At 66.8% G+C, this 21,807-nt stretch carries 14 protein-coding genes; 4 read left to right on the plus strand and 10 right to left on the minus strand.

What is annotated here, in order from left to right:
• Positions 1 to 3: 3 nt before the first annotated feature.
• Positions 4 to 1,776, minus strand: a complete 1,773-nt coding sequence (gene glsA / locus MJO58_RS26855) for a glutaminase A (RefSeq protein WP_239721508.1) — start codon at positions 1,774 to 1,776, stop codon at positions 4 to 6.
• A gap of 603 nt (positions 1,777 to 2,379) precedes the next feature.
• On the opposite strand from glsA, the gene MJO58_RS26860 reads away from it, so the two are divergent.
• On the plus strand, positions 2,380 to 2,718 hold the full coding sequence (locus MJO58_RS26860; RefSeq protein WP_175364571.1) for a hypothetical protein: 339 nt from the start codon (positions 2,380 to 2,382) through the stop codon (positions 2,716 to 2,718).
• Here the strand turns inward: MJO58_RS26860 and MJO58_RS26865 are convergent.
• Positions 2,688 to 3,005: a DUF1918 domain-containing protein gene (locus MJO58_RS26865; RefSeq protein WP_239721510.1), complete on the minus strand. Its 318-nt coding sequence runs from the start codon at positions 3,003 to 3,005 to the stop codon at positions 2,688 to 2,690. The genes MJO58_RS26860 and MJO58_RS26865 overlap by 31 nt on opposite strands.
• A 202-nt stretch (positions 3,006 to 3,207) precedes the next feature.
• On the opposite strand from MJO58_RS26865, the gene MJO58_RS26870 reads away from it, so the two are divergent.
• The 3 genes from MJO58_RS26870 to MJO58_RS26880 all read left to right on the plus strand — a co-directional run bounded on the left by MJO58_RS26870 (position 3,208) and on the right by MJO58_RS26880 (position 6,033).
• Complete coding sequence (locus MJO58_RS26870; RefSeq protein WP_090597779.1) at positions 3,208 to 3,675, plus strand: hypothetical protein; 468 nt, start codon at positions 3,208 to 3,210, stop codon at positions 3,673 to 3,675.
• A 40-nt stretch (positions 3,676 to 3,715) separates the two neighbouring features.
• The gene (locus MJO58_RS26875) at positions 3,716 to 4,156 is read left to right on the plus strand and encodes an FHA domain-containing protein (protein ID WP_434086279.1); all 441 of its coding nucleotides are present in this window, start codon (positions 3,716 to 3,718) and stop codon (positions 4,154 to 4,156) included.
• A gap of 71 nt (positions 4,157 to 4,227) precedes the next feature.
• The gene (locus MJO58_RS26880; protein WP_239721511.1) at positions 4,228 to 6,033 is read left to right on the plus strand and encodes an acyl-CoA dehydrogenase family protein; all 1,806 of its coding nucleotides are present in this window, start codon (positions 4,228 to 4,230) and stop codon (positions 6,031 to 6,033) included.
• A gap of 97 nt (positions 6,034 to 6,130) precedes the next feature.
• Here MJO58_RS26880 and MJO58_RS26885 read toward each other — a convergent pair whose 3' ends face one another.
• From MJO58_RS26885 to MJO58_RS26920, 8 genes are all read right to left on the minus strand, one after another.
• The gene (locus MJO58_RS26885; protein WP_239721512.1) at positions 6,131 to 7,711 is read right to left on the minus strand and encodes an acyl-CoA carboxylase subunit beta; all 1,581 of its coding nucleotides are present in this window, start codon (positions 7,709 to 7,711) and stop codon (positions 6,131 to 6,133) included.
• Positions 7,711 to 12,981 carry a polyketide synthase Pks13 gene (pks13, locus tag MJO58_RS26890; protein WP_239723465.1) on the minus strand — a complete coding sequence of 1,757 codons (5,271 nt, stop codon included), beginning with the start codon at positions 12,979 to 12,981 and terminating at the stop codon, positions 7,711 to 7,713. The genes MJO58_RS26885 and pks13 overlap by 1 nt, the downstream gene beginning before the upstream one ends.
• Before the next feature lie 101 nt (positions 12,982 to 13,082).
• Positions 13,083 to 14,981, minus strand: a complete 1,899-nt coding sequence (fadD32, locus tag MJO58_RS26895; RefSeq protein WP_090597787.1) for a long-chain-fatty-acid--AMP ligase FadD32 — start codon at positions 14,979 to 14,981, stop codon at positions 13,083 to 13,085.
• A gap of 335 nt (positions 14,982 to 15,316) precedes the next feature.
• Complete coding sequence (gene culp6, locus MJO58_RS26900; RefSeq protein ID WP_090597789.1) at positions 15,317 to 16,333, minus strand: carboxylesterase Culp6; 1,017 nt, start codon at positions 16,331 to 16,333, stop codon at positions 15,317 to 15,319.
• 130 nt (positions 16,334 to 16,463) lie between these two features.
• A complete protein-coding gene (locus MJO58_RS26905; RefSeq protein ID WP_434086280.1) occupies positions 16,464 to 17,369 on the minus strand; it encodes an esterase family protein in 906 nt (301 codons plus the stop codon).
• Positions 17,370 to 17,530: 161 nt separating this feature from the next.
• Positions 17,531 to 18,571 (minus strand): diacylglycerol acyltransferase/mycolyltransferase Ag85A, encoded by a 1,041-nt coding sequence (gene ag85A / locus MJO58_RS26910; RefSeq protein ID WP_090597793.1) that lies wholly within the window; start codon positions 18,569 to 18,571, stop codon positions 17,531 to 17,533.
• 324 nt (positions 18,572 to 18,895) lie between these two features.
• The gene (aftB, locus tag MJO58_RS26915) at positions 18,896 to 20,899 is read right to left on the minus strand and encodes a terminal beta-(1->2)-arabinofuranosyltransferase (RefSeq protein ID WP_434086281.1); all 2,004 of its coding nucleotides are present in this window, start codon (positions 20,897 to 20,899) and stop codon (positions 18,896 to 18,898) included.
• The gene (locus tag MJO58_RS26920; RefSeq protein WP_239721515.1) at positions 20,886 to 21,797 is read right to left on the minus strand and encodes a decaprenyl-phosphate phosphoribosyltransferase; all 912 of its coding nucleotides are present in this window, start codon (positions 21,795 to 21,797) and stop codon (positions 20,886 to 20,888) included. Before MJO58_RS26920 ends, aftB begins: the two co-directional genes overlap by 14 nt.
• Positions 21,798 to 21,807: the final 10 nt, after the last annotated feature.

Here is a 21,807-nt window from a genome sequence, read left to right on the forward strand (position 1 = left end):
CGGTCATTGCCGCAGCGCGGCAACCTCGTCGCTGAGCTGGCCTACCCGGTTGGCCAGCGCCCGGCCGATGTTGGTGTGCAGCTGTAGCGATATCCCCGGCCGGTCGCGGCTCAGCCGGTCGAGCTCTGCTACCTCCAACTCGAAGCAGACGCTAGGCATCGCCGCCCGCACCCCGGCGGATCGGGCACCCCCATACAGCGCCGCCATTTCCCCGAACGTCGCACCGGGCCCGAGCGTGGTCGCCCGCGCAAACGTCTCTCCCATCACCAACACGACGTCGACGCGGCCCTCGACCAGGAAGTAGATCCGGTCAGCGCGGTCGCCCGCGTTGAAAATCATCTCGCCGTCTTGGTAGCGGCGATACGTGCCGGCGGCCTCGATCATCGGCAGCAAGTCGGCGTCCACGCCGTGCAGCACCTCGACGTCGGCGAGCGGGATGCGGGCCGGGCCGGGTTCGAGGTCCGCCCGTTCGAGGAGTTGGTCTTCGCGCCACTCGAGCGCGTCGGCGAGGGCGTCAAACGACAGTGCCCCAAGGCTTTCCGCCACTTCGCGCGGCGCCGCGGCGACCACCACCTGACTGGGCGACTTCTCGAACATCTCGCCGATCGCCCGCAGCAGCTTGCTTGCGCTGCGACCGACCGCGCTGACCCTGCGGAAGTCGAGAATCATCACCTCGGCATCGTCCAGCTCGGCCGCAATGGCGCGGCTCAGTACCTCGCACGAGCCGAAGCGAAGCTGACCCTGCAATTCGAGCACCCTCGTGGTGCTGCCCAGTCTCTTGAGGGCAGAGTCCTGGAAGGCCAGTCGGTGTCGATTCGACCGGACAATGTCGCCGCCATAGGCGCGCCGGACAACGGAGTGGTCCACAGCTGCCGGACTGAACAGATGCAGGCTGAAGCGCTCGGAGACCGCCTTGCAGAAGCCGATCCCCCGAACGCTGTTGCCATGCGAGTCGAGACGAGGGGAGAAGATCGCCAGGCCGAACTGCCCCGGCATCACGGCGAGCACCGCACCAGACACGCCGCTCTTGGCCGGAAGGCCCACGTTGTAAAGCCACTCGCCGGCGTAGTCGTACATGCCGCAGGTGCTCATCGCGCTCAGCACCCGCACGACGTTCACGCCACTCACCGCGCGCTCGCCGGTCATCGGGTTCACGCCGCGGTTGGCCAGCGTCGCGCCCATGGTTGCGAGGTCGCGGGCGTCGACGAGTAGGGCGCACTGCCGGAAATACGCCTGCAGGGTGGTCTCGACCTCCGCCTCGAGCATGCCGAAGTTGCGCATCAGGTACGCGATCGCCCGGTTGCGGTCGCCGCTGTCGGACTCGGACTGAAATACCTCCTCGTCCAGCTTCAGGGCCCGGCCGGCAAACCGGGCGAAGCCCGCGTCGACGGCCGCCGCCCCGTCGAGCAGGCTGGACGTCATGATCGCGCCGGCATTGACCATGGGGTTATAGGGACGGCGAGTGGTCATGTCGAATTCGATCGAGTTGAAGGGGTCTCCGGACGGTTCGACTCCGACTCGCTGCAGCACCGCGTCGATACCGTGCTTTTCGAGCGCCATCGCGTATGCGAAGGGTTTCGATACCGACTGGATAGTGAAGCTCTGCTCGGAATCACCGACGTCATACCGGTGGCTGTCGACAGTGACGAGGCTGACGCCGAACCAGTCCGGGTTGGCTTCCCGTAACGCTGGAATGTAGTCAGCGACTTTACCCGCATCCATGCCGGCGACCTCATCGAAGATCGCGTTGAGCTCAGCATCCAGAGGTAGCTGCATTCCGCATACACCTTCCGTCCGAGTTGCTTCAACTAGGCGTATGTCTCCCGCCCCCCGGTCGTGCGGTGTTTGCTCCGCCGGCCCCGTACTCAAGACGTGCCTACCGTCGTCGTTTATCGACCGTTGTCCAATATCGCCAACGGAAGCCGCGCGCAGGTGAACGTCACGCCCAGTTGACGGGGTTGCGAGGTTAACTCGGCTTAAGGCTGAGGGTGTCCACGCCCATTCGCGAAAGTCCGCCGGCAAGCGAGCGTGACGAAAGTGGGCACTGTTGGATTCCCATTCACGGCTACGACGCAATTCGTCACCGGTCGAATAAAAACATTTAAATTGACCGACCCGTAAGTCACTCGAATGGGTTTGAGGTCAGAAAATATCGGTCAATATCTACTTCGCTGTGATTGGGGTAACACAGCCGGGAGCGATGGGGGACATATGCATGCGCACACGCGTACGGCCGCCTGCGGGGCGGCGTTAACCGTGGCGATGTCCACGGTGGCGACAGCGGGGATCGCCGCGGCGGGGGCCGAAGCCGGGACAACGGTCGTTTTAGACAGCAAATTGCGGCGCTGCGATTTCAGCCTGATAAGTACCGTACCGACGGTGCCGCAATCCGCCCTGGGCACGGGGTCGGTCATTGTGCATTCCGCCGGGGGGAAAGCGATCGCGGAGGTGCACTTATCGGACGCGCCCGATCCGGGCACCCATTTCGACGTCGGCTTGATTCAGGAACCTCGGCCGGGGTCGGGCGGCTGTGGTCCCGGGGATCCCGGCACCGCGTTTTCCGGTATGGACACCGATGCAGCCGGCGGCGCAACGGTGACCGTTTCCGACACCATTCGGCCGGGCACGACGGGCGTCTGGGTCGTGATCCAGCGCGCGAATCCGCACTCCCAGATTCCGGCCGAGTTCTACACGTCGGAGTTCGTCGCGCCGGTGTAGCACCTGCCGGTCGGCGCAGCGTCCTCACCCATGTGGTGATGCATCAGTTCCGACTGCATCGCGGCTACCCGATCGCGTACCTGCTCGTCGGACCGCCGCTGCTCGGCCGCGGTGACGACAATGGCATCCGGACCCGGAAACACCGTCGCCTCGTGGCCACTGGCGAGCCACCGCACCACGAACGGTGGTGCGCCGTCAGCCCCGCGCACCTGGGTGATCAAGCCCCGCTGATCCGCTGACTCCCTAGTGCCCTTGAGCACGAGCCAATCACCCACCTCGGCCTTCATCGCCGTCTCCCTCAGTCTGTGACCTCTCGGCCGATCATGCGCCCGGCCCCGTAGCTGGGCGAGGGCCGTAGGTCACCACTGACGACATCGGTCCGAGTCACTGCCGAATTCCCCCGCCGGACGGGACTTCCGTCCCTACCGCATCACAGCCATCGAATGCTGCGATGAGTATGAAGAACCAGCATCAGGCGGAGGTACGGCAATGGACGCTTCACCGCAAGCGCAGGCCAAGACACGCATGTTTGCCCGCGTGCTCGGCCCGTTCTTGGTCATCATTGATATCACGGCGGTGGGGCGTGCGTCGGACATGCAGACGGTGCTTTCAGACTTCGAGGCAAGCCCGCTGTGGTCGTGGGTGGCTGGTGCCTTCATCCTGGCCTTCGGCCTTGTCATCGTGGCGGCCCACCAATATTGGAAAGGCGCCGCGGCGATCATCGTGTCGCTCACGGGCTGGCTCATCACGCTGCGCGGCCTGCTCCTGTTCGCCTTTCCCAAGGCTTTTGCCACGGTCGCCAACAGCATGATCGGTGCGCAGGGGTGGTGGATAGCGCTGTGCGTGGCATTCGCGTTGGTGGGGCTGTACCTGACCTACGTGGGCTGGGTCCCGGTACCGCGTCGGCCGGAGCCACAAGCCGTGAGCGCCGATCCGCATTTACCGCGAGCCGCGTGATCGAGCCCTGATCGATCCCTGATCGAGCCGAAAGGGAACTATGACCGCGGCAGCTGAACACATCCCGCAAAAGACCACCAAGATGCCCGCCACGTTGCGCAACGGCGTCCCCAGCGACTTCGACGACTCGGCGGCGATCGCGGAGGCAGCCGTCGAGGACATGCGCACGTTGGGAACCGGGGTGGCGGTGCTGGTGGTGAAGCGCGGCCCCAATGCCGGAACGCAGTTTCGGTTGGATCAGCCCGTCGTCTCGGTTGGCCGGCATCCCGCCAGCGACGTCTTCCTCGACGACATCACGGTCAGCCGCAGGCATGCCGAATTCCGCAGGGAAGGCGACAAATTCCATCTCGTCGACCTCGGCAGCCTCAACAACACCTACCTCAACCGGGAACCTGTCGACTCGGCCGTACTCCGCGACGGCGACGAGATACAGATCGGCAATTTCCGGCTGGTCTTTCTTGTCGGGCCGGTGAAGAGCTGAACCGTGCGGCACGTGGCTGCCGGTCGGCGCAGTGTCTTCACCCGACGTCCCGGCTGTAATACCGTCGCGGAATGAGTGACTACGACCCTCAATACGGGCCAGAGGCAGTGGACCGGCTGCCCTTCTCCACTCCGGAAAAGTCGCGGCGCTATCAGACCGACAATTACACCGGCGCGGTCGGCCTGAACTGGTACCGGACCGACCCCACGCTGCAGTTCACCATGGCCTACTACCTGCGGCCCGATGAATTGGCGGTCCTAGAGCCACATTTGACCAGCATCGGCGAGCTGATGGGCGGCCCGGTTGCCCGCTGGGCCGACGAGACGGACCGCAACCCGCCACGGCTAGAGCGCTACGACCGGTGGGGACACGACGTCAGCAAGGTCGTCATGCCGGCGTCGTTCACCCAGTCCAAGCGCGCGGTGCTGGATGCTCAGCAGGCGCTGCGCACCGACGCGCGCTCCGCGAAGGTGAGCTCCGGGCTGGCGCTGTTCGCGTCCAACTATCTGCTCAACCAGGCCGACATCGGGATGGGCTGCGCGCTGGGCACCGGCGGCGGCATGGTCCAGTCGCTGGTGGCCGCCTACGCACCGGCCGATGTGGCCGAGCACGTACAAGCCAAGTTCGCCTCCGGCGAGTGGGCCGGCGAGACCGCGCAGCTGTTGACCGAACGCACCGGCGGCTCCGACCTCGGCGCGCTGGAGACCACTGCTCGACGCAGCGGTGATGCCTGGCTGCTGAACGGCTTCAAGTGGTTTGCGTCCAACTGCGCCGGCGAGGCCTTCGTGGTGATGGCCAAACCCGAGGGGGCACCCGACTCCACCCGCGGCATCGCCAACTTCCTGGTGCTGCGCACCCGCCGCGACGGTTCGCGCAACGGTGTGCGGGTGCGGCGGTTGAAGGACAAACTCGGCACCCGCTCGGTGGCCTCGGGCGAGGTCGAGTTCGTCGACGCCGAGGCGTTTTTGTTGTCCGAGAAGCCGAGTGGTCCAGAAGGGCAAGCGGGCCCCTCCGACGGCAAGGGACTGGGCCGGATGATGGAGCTGACCAACGCCGCGCGCCTGGGCATCGCGTTGTTCGGGCTGGGTAATGCGCGCCGCGCCCTGGTCGAGTCGCTGTGCTACGCGCGGCAGCGCCACGCATTCGGCAGTGCGCTGATCGACAAGCCGCTGATGCGACGCAAACTGGCCGAGCTGATCGTCGACGTCGAGGCTGCGCAGGCAATGGTTTTCGACGGCACCGGCGCGGCCAACCATCGCCAGCCGCGCAGCGTGCGCCAGCGCATCGCGGTGCCCGTCACCAAACTCAAGGTGTGCCGGCTGGGGATCACCGCGGCCTCGGATGCGATCGAGATCCACGGCGGCAACGGCTATATCGAGACCTGGCCGGTGGCAAGGCTTTTGCGCGACGCGCAAGTGAACACGATTTGGGAGGGGCCCGACAACATCCTGTGTCTCGATGTGCGTCGCGGCATCGAGCAGACCCAAGCGCACGAGACATTGTTGGCGCGGTTGCACGACGCGGTGTCGGTCTCCGATGACGACGCGACCACCGGCCTGGTCGCCCGCCGGATTGAGGATCTCGACGCCGCGATCACGGCCTGGACCAAACTCGACCGCACCGTCGCCGAGGCGCGGCTGTACCCGCTGGCTCAATTCATGGGCGAGGTGTATGCGGGGGCGCTGTTGATCGAGCAGGCGGCCTGGGAGCGGGAGACGCGCGGCGGTGAGCGCAAGGCGCTGGTGGCCCAGCTTTACGCGCAGCGGTATCTGGCCGATCGCGGACCGCTGCGCGGTATCGACGCCGAATCCGAGTTGGCGCTGGATCGCTTCGACGAGTTGGCGGACGGGGCGCTGGTGTTGCCGAGCGTGAATTGAGCGACGCTGAAACGGCGTGTCGCGTCGTAAGACTCACACTCGGCGTGGTGAACCGGCGTGGTGGACCGGCGGGCCGGTGCGGATGTGGCCGGTGTGACTAGAGCGGAAGCAGGCTGTGTTTTCGACCGACGCGGAACCAGATCTGCTTGTCTCGCAACAGATGTAGCGACTTGCGGATCAGTAGCCGGGTCTGGTGCGGATCGATGACCGCATCGATGAAACCGCGCTCGGCGGCCGTCCACGGGATGGCCATGTTGAGGTTGTAGCCTTCGATGAAGTCCTTCTTGATCTGCTGCGCCTCGGGCGTCGTCGGGTCCGGAAACCGCTTCATCAGCAGCTGGGCGGCGCCCTCGGCGCCGATCACCGCGATGCGCGCGGTGGGCCACGCGAAGTTGAAGTCGGCGGTCAGCTGCCGGGAGCCCATCACGGCATACGCACCGCCGTAGGACTTGCGGATCGTGATCGTCACCTTGGGTACGTCGGCCTCCACGACCGCCGAGAGGAACCGGCCGCCGCGCTTGATGATGCCGTTGCGCTCCTGCTCGGCACCCGGCAGGAAGCCGGGAGTATCGACGACGAAGATGAGCGGGAGCTCGAAGATGTCGCAGAACCGGATGAAACGTGTTGCCTTGTCCGAGGCTTCGTTGTCGATCGAGCCGGCCAGGAACATGGGCTGGTTGGCGATCACGCCGACCGGGCGTCCGTCGACGCGGGCGAACCCGGTGATGATCGCGGGCCCGTGCTGCGAGGCGACTTCGAGAAAATCACCGTCGTCGAAGATCCGCAGCAGGATCTCATGCATGTCGTACGCCGCGTTGTCGGAGTCCGGAATGATCGCGTCGAGTTCCAGATCGGTCGGGGTGATCTCGGGCTCCAGCCCGGGATTGACGATTGGCGGCTTGTCGAAGACGTTGGACGGCAGGAATGACAGGAAGTCGCGGACGTACTGAAATGCCTGCGCCTCGGTGTCGACGACGTGATGGATGTTGCCGTTGCGGGCCTGGACGTCGGCGCCACCGAGCTCGTCGAGCGTGATCTCTTCGCCGGTGACTTCCTTGATCACGTCGGGCCCGGTGACGAAGAAGTAGCCCTGGTCGCGCACCGCAACAAGGAGATCGTCCTGGATCGGCGAATAGACCGCTCCCCCAGCGCATTTGCCGAAGATGAGCGAGATCTGGGGCACCACTCCGGACAACGCCTCGTGACGGCGGCCCAGCTCGGCGTACCACGCCAGCGAGGTGACCGCGTCCTGGATACGGGCACCACCCGAGTCCTGAATTCCGATGATCGGGCAGCCGACCATCGCGCACCACTCCATCAGCCGGGCGACCTTGCGGCCGAACATCTCGCCGACGGTGCCCTGGAAGACGGTCTGGTCATGGGAGAACACACCGACCGGCCGCCCGTCGATCATGGCGTGGCCGGTGATGCAGCCGTCGCCGTAGAGCGCGTTGGGGTCGTTCGGGGTCTTGGCCAGCGCCCCGACCTCCAGGAAGGTGCCCGGGTCGACCAGTGCGTGGATGCGCGACCGGGCGCTGGGGATGCCCTTCGCATCGCGCTTGGCGGCGGCCTTCTCGCCGCCGGGCTCCTTGGCCAGTTCCAGGCGAGCGTTGAGCTCGGCTAGCTTCTCGGCCGTGGTGTGGACGACAGGAGCCGGCCCAGGCGCTACATCCGTCACTACTTGCCTACCTCACTTGTCCGGCGGTGCTCTGCCGCGACCGTGTTCAGCGCCTGGGTCATATGCGCACCGACCTTGGCGATGATCGGCTCGTCGATGGCCTGAATGTGCTCGCCACCAATCGGCACGACCTCGAGGTCGGCGACATACTCGCCCCAACCACCATCCGGCTGCCGAACGGCGTATCGCGGCTCGAACATGATCGCGTCGTCATGGTAGCGATCGGCCATATAGAGGGTCACATGCCCGTCGTAAGGCTGGATCTCGGCGGTGTCGATCGCCCGGTTGTCCAGGTACGACGTGCGCTGGTGCTCGATGATCCCGGCCGGGATCTGCACCCCGCTCTGGCTGACGGCGTCCAGCACGAACCGGATCTGACCCTCGTCGTCGAGCTCCTCGAGCTGCTCGTACGGGATCGCCGGGATGGTGACCTGGAAGGTCTTCTCCGCGAAGCGGGCGTAGCGGTCCCAGCGCGCACGGACCTCCTCCTTGGTCTGCGGGACCTCTTCGCCGGCGCGCACCGCGTCGATCAGGCCCACCCAGGCGACGTCCTTGCCCATCTTCTTCAGTCCGATAGCGCAGGCGTAGGCCAGCACTCCGCCCAGCGACCAGCCGGCCAGGATGTAGGGCCCGTCGCCCTGCATCTCGATCAGCTTCGGAACGTATTGCGCCGCACGCTCTTCGATCGTGCCCTCGACCCGCTCCAGCCCGTACATCGGAGTGTCCGCGGGCAACCGGTTGAGCAGCGGCTCGTAGACCACCGTCGATCCGCCGGCCGGGTGGAAGACGAAAACCGGTGGCTTGGTCGAGCCCTCGACCGGCGCCCGCAGCGTGCGGACGAACCCGTCCACCACGCCGGCCTCGAGGTACTGGCGGACCTTCTCGGCCAGCGCTTCGATGTTCTCCGAGCTCAGCACGTCCTCGGCGGTGATCGGCCCCTCGGCACGCTCGGTAAGCCGCTCGGCCAGCTTGGCGGCACTGGCGTCGTCCAGCTTGGGCAGCGGGTTGAAGATGCCGCCCGGGGACTTGCCGGTGACGATCGCCCAGGTGGCGAAGGTGACCCGCTCCGCGGCGTCACGCGGCGGCACATCGGAGTTCAGCGCCTTGGCCACCGTCTCCTGGCTGAGCGCTTCGGCCGCGCCGGCCAGGTTCGGCTTGGCGCCGTTGGCGTTGCCGTTGCCGGCCGGGCCGGACGGATCAGTCGGCGGCGGGGGAATCGCCACATCCGACGGCGGCGGAGCCTGCGGATCCGGCGCGGTGGCTCCCAGCGATTCCGGCGTTGCCCCGCTGAGCAATCCGGCCTGCACCCGGGCGATCTCCTCGTCGGTCTGCGTCCGCTGGTACTCGTGCAACTGCTCGACCTCGTCGCGGTGTTCGAGCGCGTACTCGATCAGCTTCTCGACGTTGTAGAGGTTGGCGTCGCGCACCGCCGTCAATTGGATTGGCGGCAGGTCGAAGTCGTACTCGACCCGGTTCTTGATCCGTACCGCCATCAGCGAGTCCAGGCCCAGCTCGATCAGCGGCACCTCCCACGGCAGGTCCTCGGGTTCGTAACCCATGGCCGCCGCGACGATCGCGCCGAGTCGCTCGGCGATGGTCTCGCCGGATTCCGGTGACCATTTGGTGAATCCGGACGGCATGTAGCGGTTGGTCAGGCTGTCCGACAACGTTTCCGCGTCCGCGGGCTCTTCGACGGGCGCAGCGACCGGTGCTTCCGCCAGTCCCGTTGCGGCCACGGGTGCGATCGTGGCACCGGCGCCGACCGCGGTGGGCAAGGCGCCCACTGCCGCACCCGCCCGCGCGACCAGCGCGTCGTAGACCAACGTGAACGATTCGTCGATACGCGCATGCACCTGCACCGACGCACCGCCGGGATGCCGCGTCATCGTCGTCACCAGCCGGGCACCGTCGCCCGGCACCGCGCGCTGCTCGGCCGCCGTCAGCTGCGCGTCCGGAATCACTTGAGCCGCAGCGGCTCTCACCAACGCGGCCAGGTCTGCCGTCTCGCCCCGGGGCGCGAATTCCCAGACGTGGCGGCCATCCGGCAACGCAACGTGCGTTCCCGGCATGATGAGCGATCCGTCGCTGCTGAAGTGCGCGTCCAGCCAATGCACTTTGCGCTTGAACCGGGTCGGCGGGATGTTGGCGTAGTCCTGCGGTCCCTGGGCGGGGCTGAACATGGTGCGGATGTCCAGGTCGTGTCCGTAGACGTAGAGCTGCGCCAGGGTCGACGTGATCGACTCGACCTCGTCCTGCTTGCGGGCCAGCGTCGGGATCAGCTGGGCTTCATGAAGACCAGCGCTGGCCGTCGTTAATCCCACCTGCATCAGCGCCACCGGGTTGGGCGCCAGCTCCAGGAACGTGGTGTGACCGCTGTCGACGGCGTTGCGGATGCCGTGGGTGAAGTAGACGCTGTGGCGCAGCCCCTTCTTCCAGTAGTCGACGTCGTGGATCGGGTCGGCGCCGGGCTTGACGTAACTGCCCTCGTGCACGGTCGAGTAGATCCCGGCCGTCGGGCTCATCGGCTTGATGCCCTGCAGCTCCGCGGCCAACTCGCCGAGCAGCGGGTCCATCTGCGAGGTGTGGCTGGCGCCCTTGGTCTGGAACTTGCGGGCGAACTTGCCCTCGGATTCCGCGCGGGCGATGATCGCGTCCACCTGCTCGGGCGGCCCGCCGATGACGGTCTGGGTGGGTGCGGCGTAGACGCACACCTCCAGGTCGGGGAAATCGGAGAACACCGTCTTGATCTCGTCGGCGGAGTACTCCACCAGCGCCATCAGCCGGATGAACTCACCGAACAGCATGGACTCGCCCTCGCCCATCAGGTGCGAACGCGAGCAGATCGCCCGGGTAGCGTCGCGCAGCGACAGGCCGCCGGCGAAGTAGGCCGACGCGGCCTCACCCAGCGACTGTCCTACCACCGCAGCGGGTTTGGCGCCGTGATGCTTGAGCAGCTCACCCAGCGCGATCTGGATCGCGAAGATGGTGACCTGAGTGGTCTCGATGCCGTAGTCCTGCGAGTCGTCGAGGATCAGCTCGAGCACCGAGTAGCCCAACTCGTCCTGGACCAGGGCGTCGACCTTCTCGATCCACTCGGCGAACACCGGGTTGCGCAGATACAGGCTCTTGCCCATCTTGCGGTGCTGCGCACCGAATCCGGCGAGCACCCACACCGGGCCGTTGCTCACCGGCCCGTCCACGCTGAACACGTTGGGCCGCTGCTTGCCCTCGGCGACCGCGCGCAAGCCCTTGATGGCCTCCTCGTGGTCGTGGGCCAGCACTATCGCGCGGGAGCGACCGTGGTTGCGCCGCGACAGCGACCGCCCGATCGACTCCAGCGACGACGCCTGCCCCTCGGGACTTTCCATCCAGTCCGCCAGTTCGGCCGCGGCGGCCTTCTTGCGCGACGTCAGGAACGCCGACACCGCAAGCGGAATCAGCGGCTTGGTCGGCTCCGACTCCTGTTGAGCGGCAAGCTCTTCCAGTGCGGCTTGCTTGAGCTCGAGCGCCTCGTCGGTCACACCCGGCAGCTCGGGCTCGAAATCCGGGATCTCGTACTCGTCGGTGATGATGTTGCCGAAGTCGTCGAACCGCAGCGAGTGGCTTTCACTCGTGGGCGTCTCGGCCTGATCGTCTTCGGCGGCCGCGGTCACCTCTTGGGCGGGTGCGTCGCGTTCGGCGACATCACTCGGCAGCACCTCGCGGACGACCACGTGCGAGTTGGCCCCACCGAAGCCGAAGCTCGACACCCCGGCCAACGCGTACCCGCCGTAGCGCGGCCAATCGGTCGCGGTATCAACGAATTTCAGGTGCATGCCGTCGAAGTCGATGTAAGGGCTCGGCCCGGCGAAGTTGATCGACGGCGGCAGCTTGTCGTGCTGCAACGACAACACGACCTTGGCCAAACTGGCCGCGCCGGCGGCCGACTCCAGGTGTCCCACATTGGTTTTGATCGCGCCCAGCAGCGCGGGACGGTCGGCGGAACGGCCTCGGCCGACCACCCGGCCCAGCGCCTCGGCCTCGATCGGGTCACCCAGGACGGTGCCGGTGCCGTGCGCCTCGATGTAGTCGACGTTGCGCGGATCGATGCCGGCATCCTTGTACGCCCGGCGGAGCACCTCGGCCTGGGCGTCCTGGTTGGGGGCGATCAGGCCGTTGGACCGGCCGTCGTGGTTGATCGCGCTGCCGGCGATGACGGCCAGGATCTGGTCGCCGTCACGGCGCGCGTCGTCGACCCGCTTGAGCACGAACATGCCGCCACCCTCGGAGCGGGTGTAGCCGTCGGCGTCCGAGGAGAACGACTTGATCCGGCCGTCGGGAGACAGCACCGCGCCGATCTCGTCGAAGCCGAGCGTGGCCAGCGGGGTGAGCAGTGCGTTGACCCCGCCGGCGAGCGCGACGTCGCATTCGCCGTTGCGCAGCGCCTGCACCGCCTGATGCGTGGCCACCAGCGAACTCGAGCAGGCGGTGTCCATTGCCACCGACGGGCCGCGGAAGTCGTAGAAGTAGGACACCCGGTTGGCGATGATCGAGTTCGCGGTACCGGTGATCGCGTACGGGTGGGCGACGGTCGGGTCGGATACCGCCAGGAACTGGTAGTCGTGGTTGGAGAAGCCGACGTACACGCCGACGGCCTCGCCGCGCAGGCTCGACGCCGGGATGCGGGCGTGCTCGAGAGCCTCCCAGGTCAGCTCCAGAGCCAGCCGCTGCTGCGGGTCGATGTTGTCGGCCTCGGTCTTGGCGATCGCGAAGAACTCGGAGTCGAATCCCTTGACGTCCTTCAGGTAGCCGCCGCGGGTGCGGGCCTTGGCGACCATTTCGGCGATGCGCGGCTCTTCCAGGAACTCCGACCAGCGGCCCTCGGGCAGATCGGTGATGGCGTCGCGGCCCTCCATCAGGGCCTGCCAGGTTTCCTCCGGGGTGTTCATGTCGCCGGGCAGTCGGGTGGACAGGCCCACGATCGCGATGTCGACGCGTTCGGCCGGCCCGGTGCGGGTCCAGTCGATTTCACCGAGGTCGTCGTCGGGCCGCTCCGGTTCGCCCTCGATGATGCGGGTGGCCAGCGATTCGATGGTCGGGTGCTGGAAGGCCACTGCCACCGACAGCGTGACGCCGGTCAGGTCCTCGATGTCGGCGGCCATTGCCACCGCGTCCCGTGACGACAAGCCCAGCTCCACCATCGGCACCGACTCGTCGATGGAGTCGGGCGACTGCCCGACGGCCCGGCCCACCCAGTTGCGCAGCCATTCCCGCATCTCGGGGACCGTCATGTCGGTCTTCTTGGCCGGCGCGTCGACGCCGGGCCCGGTAGCGGCCGCGTTGTCAGAGTTGTCCGGCAGGTCAGATTCTGTGTCAGCCATGATTCCTGAATTCAGTCGGTGGCACTGGCAAAGGCGGTCGGGGACCCGATACCGCTGCGCAGGCTGCCGTCGAGGTAGGCGGCACGGCAGGCACGGTGCCCGATCTTGCCGCTGGAGGTACGGGGAATCGTCCCCGACTGCACCAGCAGCAGGTCACGAACGGTGACCCCGTGGCGCACGGCGATGGCCGCCCGGATGTCGTCGGCAATGGGCTGGTAGTCGAGCTTGTGGGTACCGGCGGCGCGCTCGGCGACGATCACCAGCTGCTCCGAGGTGTCGTCGGGGTCGAACTTGAGTCCGGTGTGCGGATTGTCGAACACCTCTTGCGGCAGCTCGTTGGCCGGTACGGAGAAGGCGGCGACGTAGCCGGTGCGCAATGCCTTGCTCGCCTCCTGCGCCGAGTACTCGAGATCCTGCGGGTAGTGGTTGCGGCCGTCGATGATCACCAGGTCCTTGATACGGCCGGCTATATAGAGGTGGCCGTTGAAGTAGGTGCCGTAGTCGCCGGTGCGCACCCACAGGCCGTCGTCGGCGGCGCCTTCGGCGTGCGACTCCGGGATACGCGACTTGAGGATGTTGCGGAAGACCTCGGTGGTCTCGGCTTCCTTGCCCCAGTAGCCGGTGCCCAGGTTCTTGCCGTGCAACCAGATCTCGCCGATCTGGCCGTCCGGCAGCTCGCTGGCGGTGTCGGGATCGACGATGACGGCCCATTCATCGACGCCGATGACGCCGGCCGATACCTGCGCGACGGCGTTCGGCGAGTCCGCGGCCACCTCAACGAAGCGCTGCTTGTTCAGCTCTTCGCGGTCGACGTGGATCACGGTGGGCGCCTCGTCCATGGGTGTGGTCGAGACGAACAACGTGGCCTCGGCGAGGCCGTAAGACGGCTTGATCGCGGTCTTGCGCAGACCGTAGGGCTCGAACGCGTCGTAGAACTTGCGCATCGACGCCGGCGACACCGGCTCGCTGCCGTTGAGGATGCCCTTGACGTTGCTCAGGTCCAGCGGCGGCTCGCCCTCTTTCGGGACGCCGCGCACCGCGGCGTGCTCGAAGGCGAAGTTGGGCGCGACGGTGAAGACCTCGCAGTCCGGTCCGTCGTCGGGCTTGCGTGCCATCTCCCGGATCCAGCGGCCGGGACGGCGGACGAACGCGGCCGGGGTCATGAAGGTGAAGTGGTGGCCGAGCACCGGTGACAGCAGGGCGGTGATCAGACCCATGTCGTGGAAGAACGGTAACCAGGACAGGCCGCGGTCGCCGTCCTTGCCTTCCAGGCCGTTGAGCACCTGCAGCACGTTGGTGGGCAGGTTGAGGTGGGTGATCTGCACGCCGGTCGGGGTGCGGGTGGACCCGGAGGTGTACTGCAGGTAGGCGATCGTGTTCTCGTCGGCTTCCGGTTCTATCCAGGTCGCGGCGACCTCGTCGGGCACCGCGTCGACGGCGATGACGCGGGGCCGTTCCTTGGCCGCCCGGGCGCGGATGAACTTGCGGACGCCTTCGGCGGCCTCGGTAGTGGTCAGGATCGTCGACGGCGCGCAGTCGTCGAGCACGGCGTGCAGGCGGCCGACGTGACCCGGCTCGCTGGGGTCGAACAGCGGGACCGCGATGCGCCCGGCGTAGAGGGCGCCGAAGAAGGCAATGAGGTAGTGCAGGTTTTGCGGGCACAGGATGGCGATCCGGTCGCCGGGCTCGGTGACCTGCTGCAGTCGGGCGCCCACTGCCCGGTTGCGGGCGCTGAAGTCGCGCCAGACGATGTCGCGGTAGACGCCGTCGCGCTCGGTGGAGAAGTCCACGAACCGGTACGCCAGCCTGTCGCCGCGAACCTTCGCCCATTTTTCGACGTGCTTGACCAAGTTCGTGTTGTCCGGGAACTTGATTCGTCCGTCCACAATGAACGGGTTGTGGTACGCCATGCCGCCCTCTCCTGTTACAACTCGCCGGTTAGCTAGTCCGGCGGTCCTGGTGCCGGCTGTGCCGACAATGTTCCTCTGCGTCCCCTGCGCGCGGGCCGACCTCGTGCACGGCGCAATGTGCGCCGGTCCCTGCGAGCTTCGACCCGGTCGGAAACCGCCAAAATTCTTATCGCTCTTAGTTTTCTCTTAATGTTAGGCGGCGGCGCGCGGCAGACCAAATCTCAAGGTACCGCCGATTGCCCCGGGTACCGCCTACCTAACAGCTGTGTCCCCCAGCCCAGGTCGCCGGGGTGCCCGACAGCATCGTCTTGGCGATGTTCCCGGCACCCGGGCGGTTACCCGTGCTTGGGGTGTGGCGCGTTTTCGATGAGATTACGCGCCCAGTTCAATGTCCAATCGGTGGAGGTGGCGCCGTCCAGGTTCCAGAACTGGGGGGTCGCGTACATCGCGTGCACCGGCTGGCCCGCGCCGCCGGCCAGGGTGTTGAGCGTATTCGGCAGGTTGGCGACGCTGAAGGCCTCGTCGGGAGCCGCGCAGATCAGGTCGCCGGCCGCACAGATCTCGTTCGTCTTGCCGTTGAGGTCCCCGAAGCCGCCGGGCCGGGGGCCCGTCATCGTCAAACCCAGCCCGGACAACATCGGCACCTCGTGCAAGGTGACCTCGGCGCCCTGGCCGGGCGGATTAGGCCCGATGTCGTTGCCCACGCCCTGCTGGCGACGGCCGTCGGCAATCAATGTCACACCCAACACCAGGTCGTCGTCGACGGGGCCGCGGCCGTTGCCGATATCGCTGGCGATGTCACCGGCGATCACCGCGCCCTGCGAGAAGCCGACCAGCACGTAGCTGGTCAGCGGGCACTTGTTGTTCATGTCGGTCAGCGCTTGGATCGTCGCGCGGGTGCCTTCGGCCCGGCTGTCGTTGTACGACATCTGCTTGACGCCGCCCAGCGGGTTGTTGAATTGAGCCGTGTAGGGGACGGTGAAGATCTGCAATCGCGACGACGGGAACTGCTGGCCGATCGCGACGGTGTCTTGGTGCAGCAGCGCGTTCGGGAACTGCATCGGGTTGAGCGGATCGTCGGTCGGCGACGACTCCCAGGTGCCGGGCACGACGATCATTTGCACGTCTGGGCAGGAAGCGTCCTGAGAAGCCGGCCGCGGCTTGTGCGGATGCGTCGTGGTCGAGGACGGCGGCAGGATGCCGGGCGGAACCGCGCTGGGTGGCGCTTCGGTACTGCGCAGCATCGTCACGACGGCCACGATGACCAACAGCACGACGCCGGCCATGGACAGCGCGGCTACCCAGGCGAGAATTCGGCGGCGCTTGCGCAGCCGCTGGGCATTCGAGGTCATGTTCTCCTGCTAGCAGAGTCGGTAGGTCGCAGCGTGTTACCGGGCAGCGGCCACCCCGCCCTCTGCTGCTCAAATACACGGTACCGGCTCGGCGCGTGGCGCCGTCCGTCCTGCCGGCGCGCCCGCGTGGCTAGCGGATGGCTCCCACGATGTCACCCGACATGGCGCCCAGCTGCCCGGACCACGAGCCCCAGCCGTTGTCGCCGCCGCCCGGGAAGTCGAAGTGGCCGTTGTGACCGCCGACGCTGCGGTACTGCTGGTAGAACATGCGGCTGTTACCCATCGCCTCGCCGGCCTGTCCGATCATCGCGGGCGCGTCGCCGCCCATGTTCGTCGGGCTCCAGACCCACACCCGGGTATTGTTCTGCGCCAGCAGCGCGGCGTGCACGTAGGGGTCGTGCCACTTCCACCGGCCCAGCTGCGGAGCGCCCCACATGCCGTTGCCATCCACGCCGCCGAACTGCTGCAGGCCGGCCAGGATCGAACCATTCGTGGTGGTGTTCGACGGGTACAGGAATCCGGACAGCGAGCCGGCGAAGCCGAAGCGATCGGGGTGGAAGGCTGCCAGTGCCATCGCGGCATAGCCACCCTGGGATGCGCCCACGGCGGCGTGCCCGCCCGGTGCCAGCCCCTTGTTGGCGGCCAGCCAGTCGGGTAGCTCGGCGGACAGGAAGGTGTCCCACTGCTTGCTGCCGTCCTGCTCCCAGTTGGTGTACATGCTCCAGGCACCGCCGGCAGGCGCCACCACGGAGATCCCCTTGCCGGCCAGGGTGCCCATGGCGTTGCCCGCGGTCACCCAGTTGCTGACGTCGGGCGCGGCGTTGAAGGCGTCCAGCAGATACACCGCGTGCGGACCACCGCCGAGGAAGGCGACCGGGATATCACGGCCCATGGCGCCGGACGGCACCATCAGCGTCTCGTAAGGCGCCGCTTGGGCCTTGCCCGTGATTCCTGCCGCCACACCGCCGAATCCGAGTGTCAGCGCGGCAACGCAAAGTACCCGCAGCAGCATCGCCAGACCCCGCACGCTACCCATGTCCGCCCTCCATCGTGTAGTCGCTGTGTTTGCACAGTAACCAGGTCCGAAGTGCAGCCGACCCGCAGGGTAGTGAAACAAGTCACACCGCAGAATGACTAACGGCGGAAACCCGAAGGGTTTCCGCCGCTAATCGCGTGCTCTAGAGGTCCTCTACCGGACTAGGTGCCCTGGCTCGGCGCGGTTGCAGGTGCGGCCGTTGCCGGACCGGCGCCCGGGGTGGCGCCCAGGACCGACTGCAGGTCAGGCTTCATCGCCTGCAGCTGCGCGCCCCAGTAGGGCCAGTCGTGGGTGCCGTTGGCGTCGAAGTTGAACACCGCGTTGTGGCCGCCGGCCGCGTTGTAGGCGTCCTGGAACTTCAGGTTGCTGGTCCGCACGAAGCCTTCCAGGAACTTGGCGGGCAGGTTGTCGCCACCGAGGTCGGACGGCTTGCCGTTACCGCAGTAGATCCAGATCCGGGTGTTGTTCGAGACCAGCTTGCCAACCTGCAGCGACGGGTCGTTGCGCTGCCACGCCGGGTCGCTCGACGGCCCCCACATGTCCTTGGTCTTGTAACCGCCGGCGTCACCCATGGCCAGGCCGATCAGAGTCGGCCCCATGCCCTGGGACGGGTCCAGCAGCGCCGACAGCGAGCCGGCATAGACGAACTGGTCGGGGTGGTACGCCGCCAGGATCAGCGCCGACGAGCCGGCCATCGACAGACCGACAGCCGCGCTGCCAGTCGGCTTGACCTGCTTGTTGGCCGACAGGTACTGCGGCAGCTCGCTGGTCAGGAAGGTCTCCCACTTGTAGGTGGTGCAGCCGGCCTTACCGCAGGCGGGCGCATACCAGTCGGAGTAGAAGCTGGACTGGCCGCCAACCGGCATCACGGTCGCGATGCCGGACTGGTTGTACCACTCGAACGCAGGGGTGTTGATGTCCCAGCCGTTGAAGTCGTCCTGGGCGCGCATACCGTCCAGCAGGTACAGCGCGGGCGCGTTGGCGCCACCGCTCTGGAACTGAACCTTGATGTCGCGGCCCATTGCGGCCGACGGAACCTGCAGGTACTCCACCGGCAGACCGGGGCGTGAGAACGCCCCAGCGGTGGCCGGGCCCCCCACGACGCCGATCAGACCCGAGAGCAGAGCCGCCCCCGCGGCACCCACCACGAGCCGACGTGGCATCCGAGCCACGGCGCCGCGAAACCTGTCAACAAGCGTCATTCTTGCTTCCTCATCTTTTCGGCGCATCCGTTATCAGGGCGCGTCGGTGATTGGTTCGCACTGCATGCGCAACGGGCGCGGCAGTACTGGCTTAGTGAACCACACGAACCCCCGCGGGCTCTCATCGAGGACGCTCCGCAAACCGTCATCCGACCCGGATTTCGTGGGATTTTCGCGCGGCGCCGGACGGCCGAATTCGGCATTTCCGCATGTGCCCGACGGTGCACGCCCACTGGTGACGGTGCAAATGTGAATTTGCTGTGCGTGTCTGGGTCCGAAAAATTGTGATGGGTTCGCGATCTGTGAGATTTGTCCACGCAATATTCACTCGCGGGGGGGCGGTGGACTCGGTTCCGGCACCGGCAGGCCACACCTGGCGAGTTCGTAGAGCGGGACGCGGTCGATCCGGTAGGCGGTGAATTCGAAGGAGTGCAAGAAGTTTGAGACGAACCGGTGCAGCGACATCGGGGCGCGCACCGACGCCAGCACCGCCTTGGTCTCCGGGCACTGCAACGCGGCCACCGCCTGGGCAACCCAATTCGCATCCAGATAGCCCGGAATGCCCGGATACACCTTCACCCACGGGCCGTCGGCGATCACCCAGTCGGGGAAGAGGTTCTTGTCATGCCCGATCCGGCCGTGCGTCAGGCGCTGCGTGTGCTGGGCGAGCGGGTTCGCCAACCCGATCTGGTCGATCACCCGGACATCGAGCCCGACGTTCATGCCCAGCATGCCCAGGTTGGTGAAAAACACTGCGTGTTGCGGCTTTTGCGGCGGTTTGCTGTCGGGGGGGCTGCCTGGGGCCGGCGGCGGCTGCTGCGCCTGGGGCACGATGTCCCACTGAATGTAGTTGCCGGACGGCAACAGCAACGCCCCGTCCGGGGTGTTGTCCAGGGCCGCCAGCACCGCCGCCATCCTCGGGTAATCGAGGTAATCGGAGGCGGTCAACGGGTGCGCATGCCCGGTCGCCTGGGCGTAGAAGCGGCGTTCGTCGACGATGCCGCTGTAGGTCACGTGGGTGGCGTCGTAACCCATCCCCGGCGAGTTTGCTGCCCACAGCGACCACCCCGCGATACCCAGCCACAGCAGGCTGGCGGCACCGGCCAGCCAGTAGCCCGTTTCGCGGGAATAGTCCTGCCCGTCGGGGATCAGCACGGGGATCACGGCGACTGGCGCCAGCAAACAAAATAGCGGTGCCAGTAGTACCCGCGCGTGCATGAAATCGCCGCCCTGCCGGGTCCAGTAGAGGGCCTGCAGCAACCCACTCACGAGGACGAAGGCCACCACCGCGGGTGGGCTTTGGACGGCCCGCGCCACCCGGCCGTAGTTCGGCGCGAGCATCGGTCGCAAGAACGACGGCCGCCGACGCGCCATCATCAGCAGCAACCCCAGCGGGACCAGCAGCAGCACCGGCAGCCAGACGGCGTAGGGCGAGATGAAGTTCGACAGGTAGATCATGCCCTGGGACCACTTGTCACCAGCGGCGTCCTTGGCCAACGCGGTCCCGGGCACCAGCAAGCCGTAGTAGCCCATCCGGAAGATCTGGTAGGCCACCGGAAGCAACCCGCCTGCCACGACGATCAGCACTCGCCGGCGCCAGGTCCGGGCCGCGATCAGCATCATGATCAGAGCCAGGCCGCCCATCAGCGCCAGCTCAGGACGCACCAGCACGCTGAACCCCGCGACGAAGGCCAGCACCCCGAGGTACACGTCGTTATCCGGCCGGTTCCGCAGCGGCTGCGCCCAGCGCACCATCATCCACCACAGCAACCCCAGGTACGCCAGCGTCAGCCCACTCTCCAGCCCTGAGGTGGCGAAGTCTCGTGCCGGGGGCAACGCGATGTAGATCAGCGCCCCGGCGGGCAGCATGATCGCCTCGCGTCCGCGCAGGCTGGGCGCGTAGAGCCGACCGGCGCCCAGCATCAGCAGCACCACACCCGAGACGGAAAGCGCCAGCGCCAGCGCCAGCGCGACGTACTCCATGCGCACCGGTCCGCCGACCCAGCTTCCGATGTACATCAGGTAGGTCCACGCCGTGGAGGTGTTCGCCTCGACCCGCTCACCCTGGTTGAAAACCGGCCCGTTGCCGGCCAGCAGGTTGCGTACCGTGCGCAACACGATCAGTCCGTCGTCGGCGATCCAGCGCCGCTCCCAGGCTCCCCAGCCGAACAGCACGGCGACCACCGCCACGCTCACCCATAGGCTGACCCGAACCGAGGTTTCGTAGGCGAACGGCGGCCGGTTGCCCCGCCCGACCCTGGGCCGGCGGCGCATCACCGTGCCGTTGAAGCGCTTCAGCGCATCCAGACCCGGGCTAGCCGAACGCAACGGCGGCACCAACTGTTGCGATCCACGCCAGGAACAGCAGCTGCAACACCCGGTCACGCAGCGCGATTTCTTCGGGCTCGCCGGCCAGTCCGCCGTCGACGTCGACCGCGTAGCGCAGGACCGCAATGGTCAGCGGAACCATCGACACCGCGTACCAGGAGCCCGAACCGCGGTCCCGCTCAAACGCCCATAACCCGTAGCACATCACGAATGCCGTCGCCGACATCGTCCAGACGAATCGCAGGTAGGTGCTGGTGTAGCTTTCCAGCGACTTGCGAATCGCCGCGCCGGTGCGCTCGGCCAGCTGCAGTTCGGCATAGCGCTTGCCGGCCGCCATGAACAGCGACCCGAACGCCATGATCAGCAGGAACCACTGGGACAGCGGGATGTCGGTGGCCGCACCCCCGGCGATCGCCCGGAGCAGATAGGCCGACGACACGATGCAGATGTCCAGCACCGCTTGGTGTTTGAGGCCGAAGCAGTAGGCCAGCTGCATCGCGAGGTAGACGCCCATCACGACCGCGAGGTTCGGCGTCAGCCAGAAGGAAATTCCCAGCGAGGCCGCAGCCAGCACCACGGCCAGGGTGTAGGCCAGCCATTCGGGCACGACGCCGGCCGCGATCGGACGGAACCTTTTGGTGGGGTGCTCCCGGTCGGCCTCGACATCGCGGACGTCGTTGATCAGGTAGATCGCCGAGGCCGCCAGGCTGAACACGACGAAGGCCACGGAGGCCTTGGTCAGCACATCCACGTAGTCGTACCGGACCCCGTGCCCCGCCGCGGCGACCGGCGCGGCAAGCACGAGCACGTTCTTCACCCATTGACGCGGGCGCATCGCCTTGATCACGCCGGTGATCAGGTTGGCCGGAGGTTTTCCGGTCACCACGTCTTCGCTCATCTCGGCCACA

The organism is Mycobacterium lentiflavum (genome assembly GCF_022374895.2).
Classification (GTDB): domain Bacteria; phylum Actinomycetota; class Actinomycetes; order Mycobacteriales; family Mycobacteriaceae; genus Mycobacterium; species Mycobacterium lentiflavum.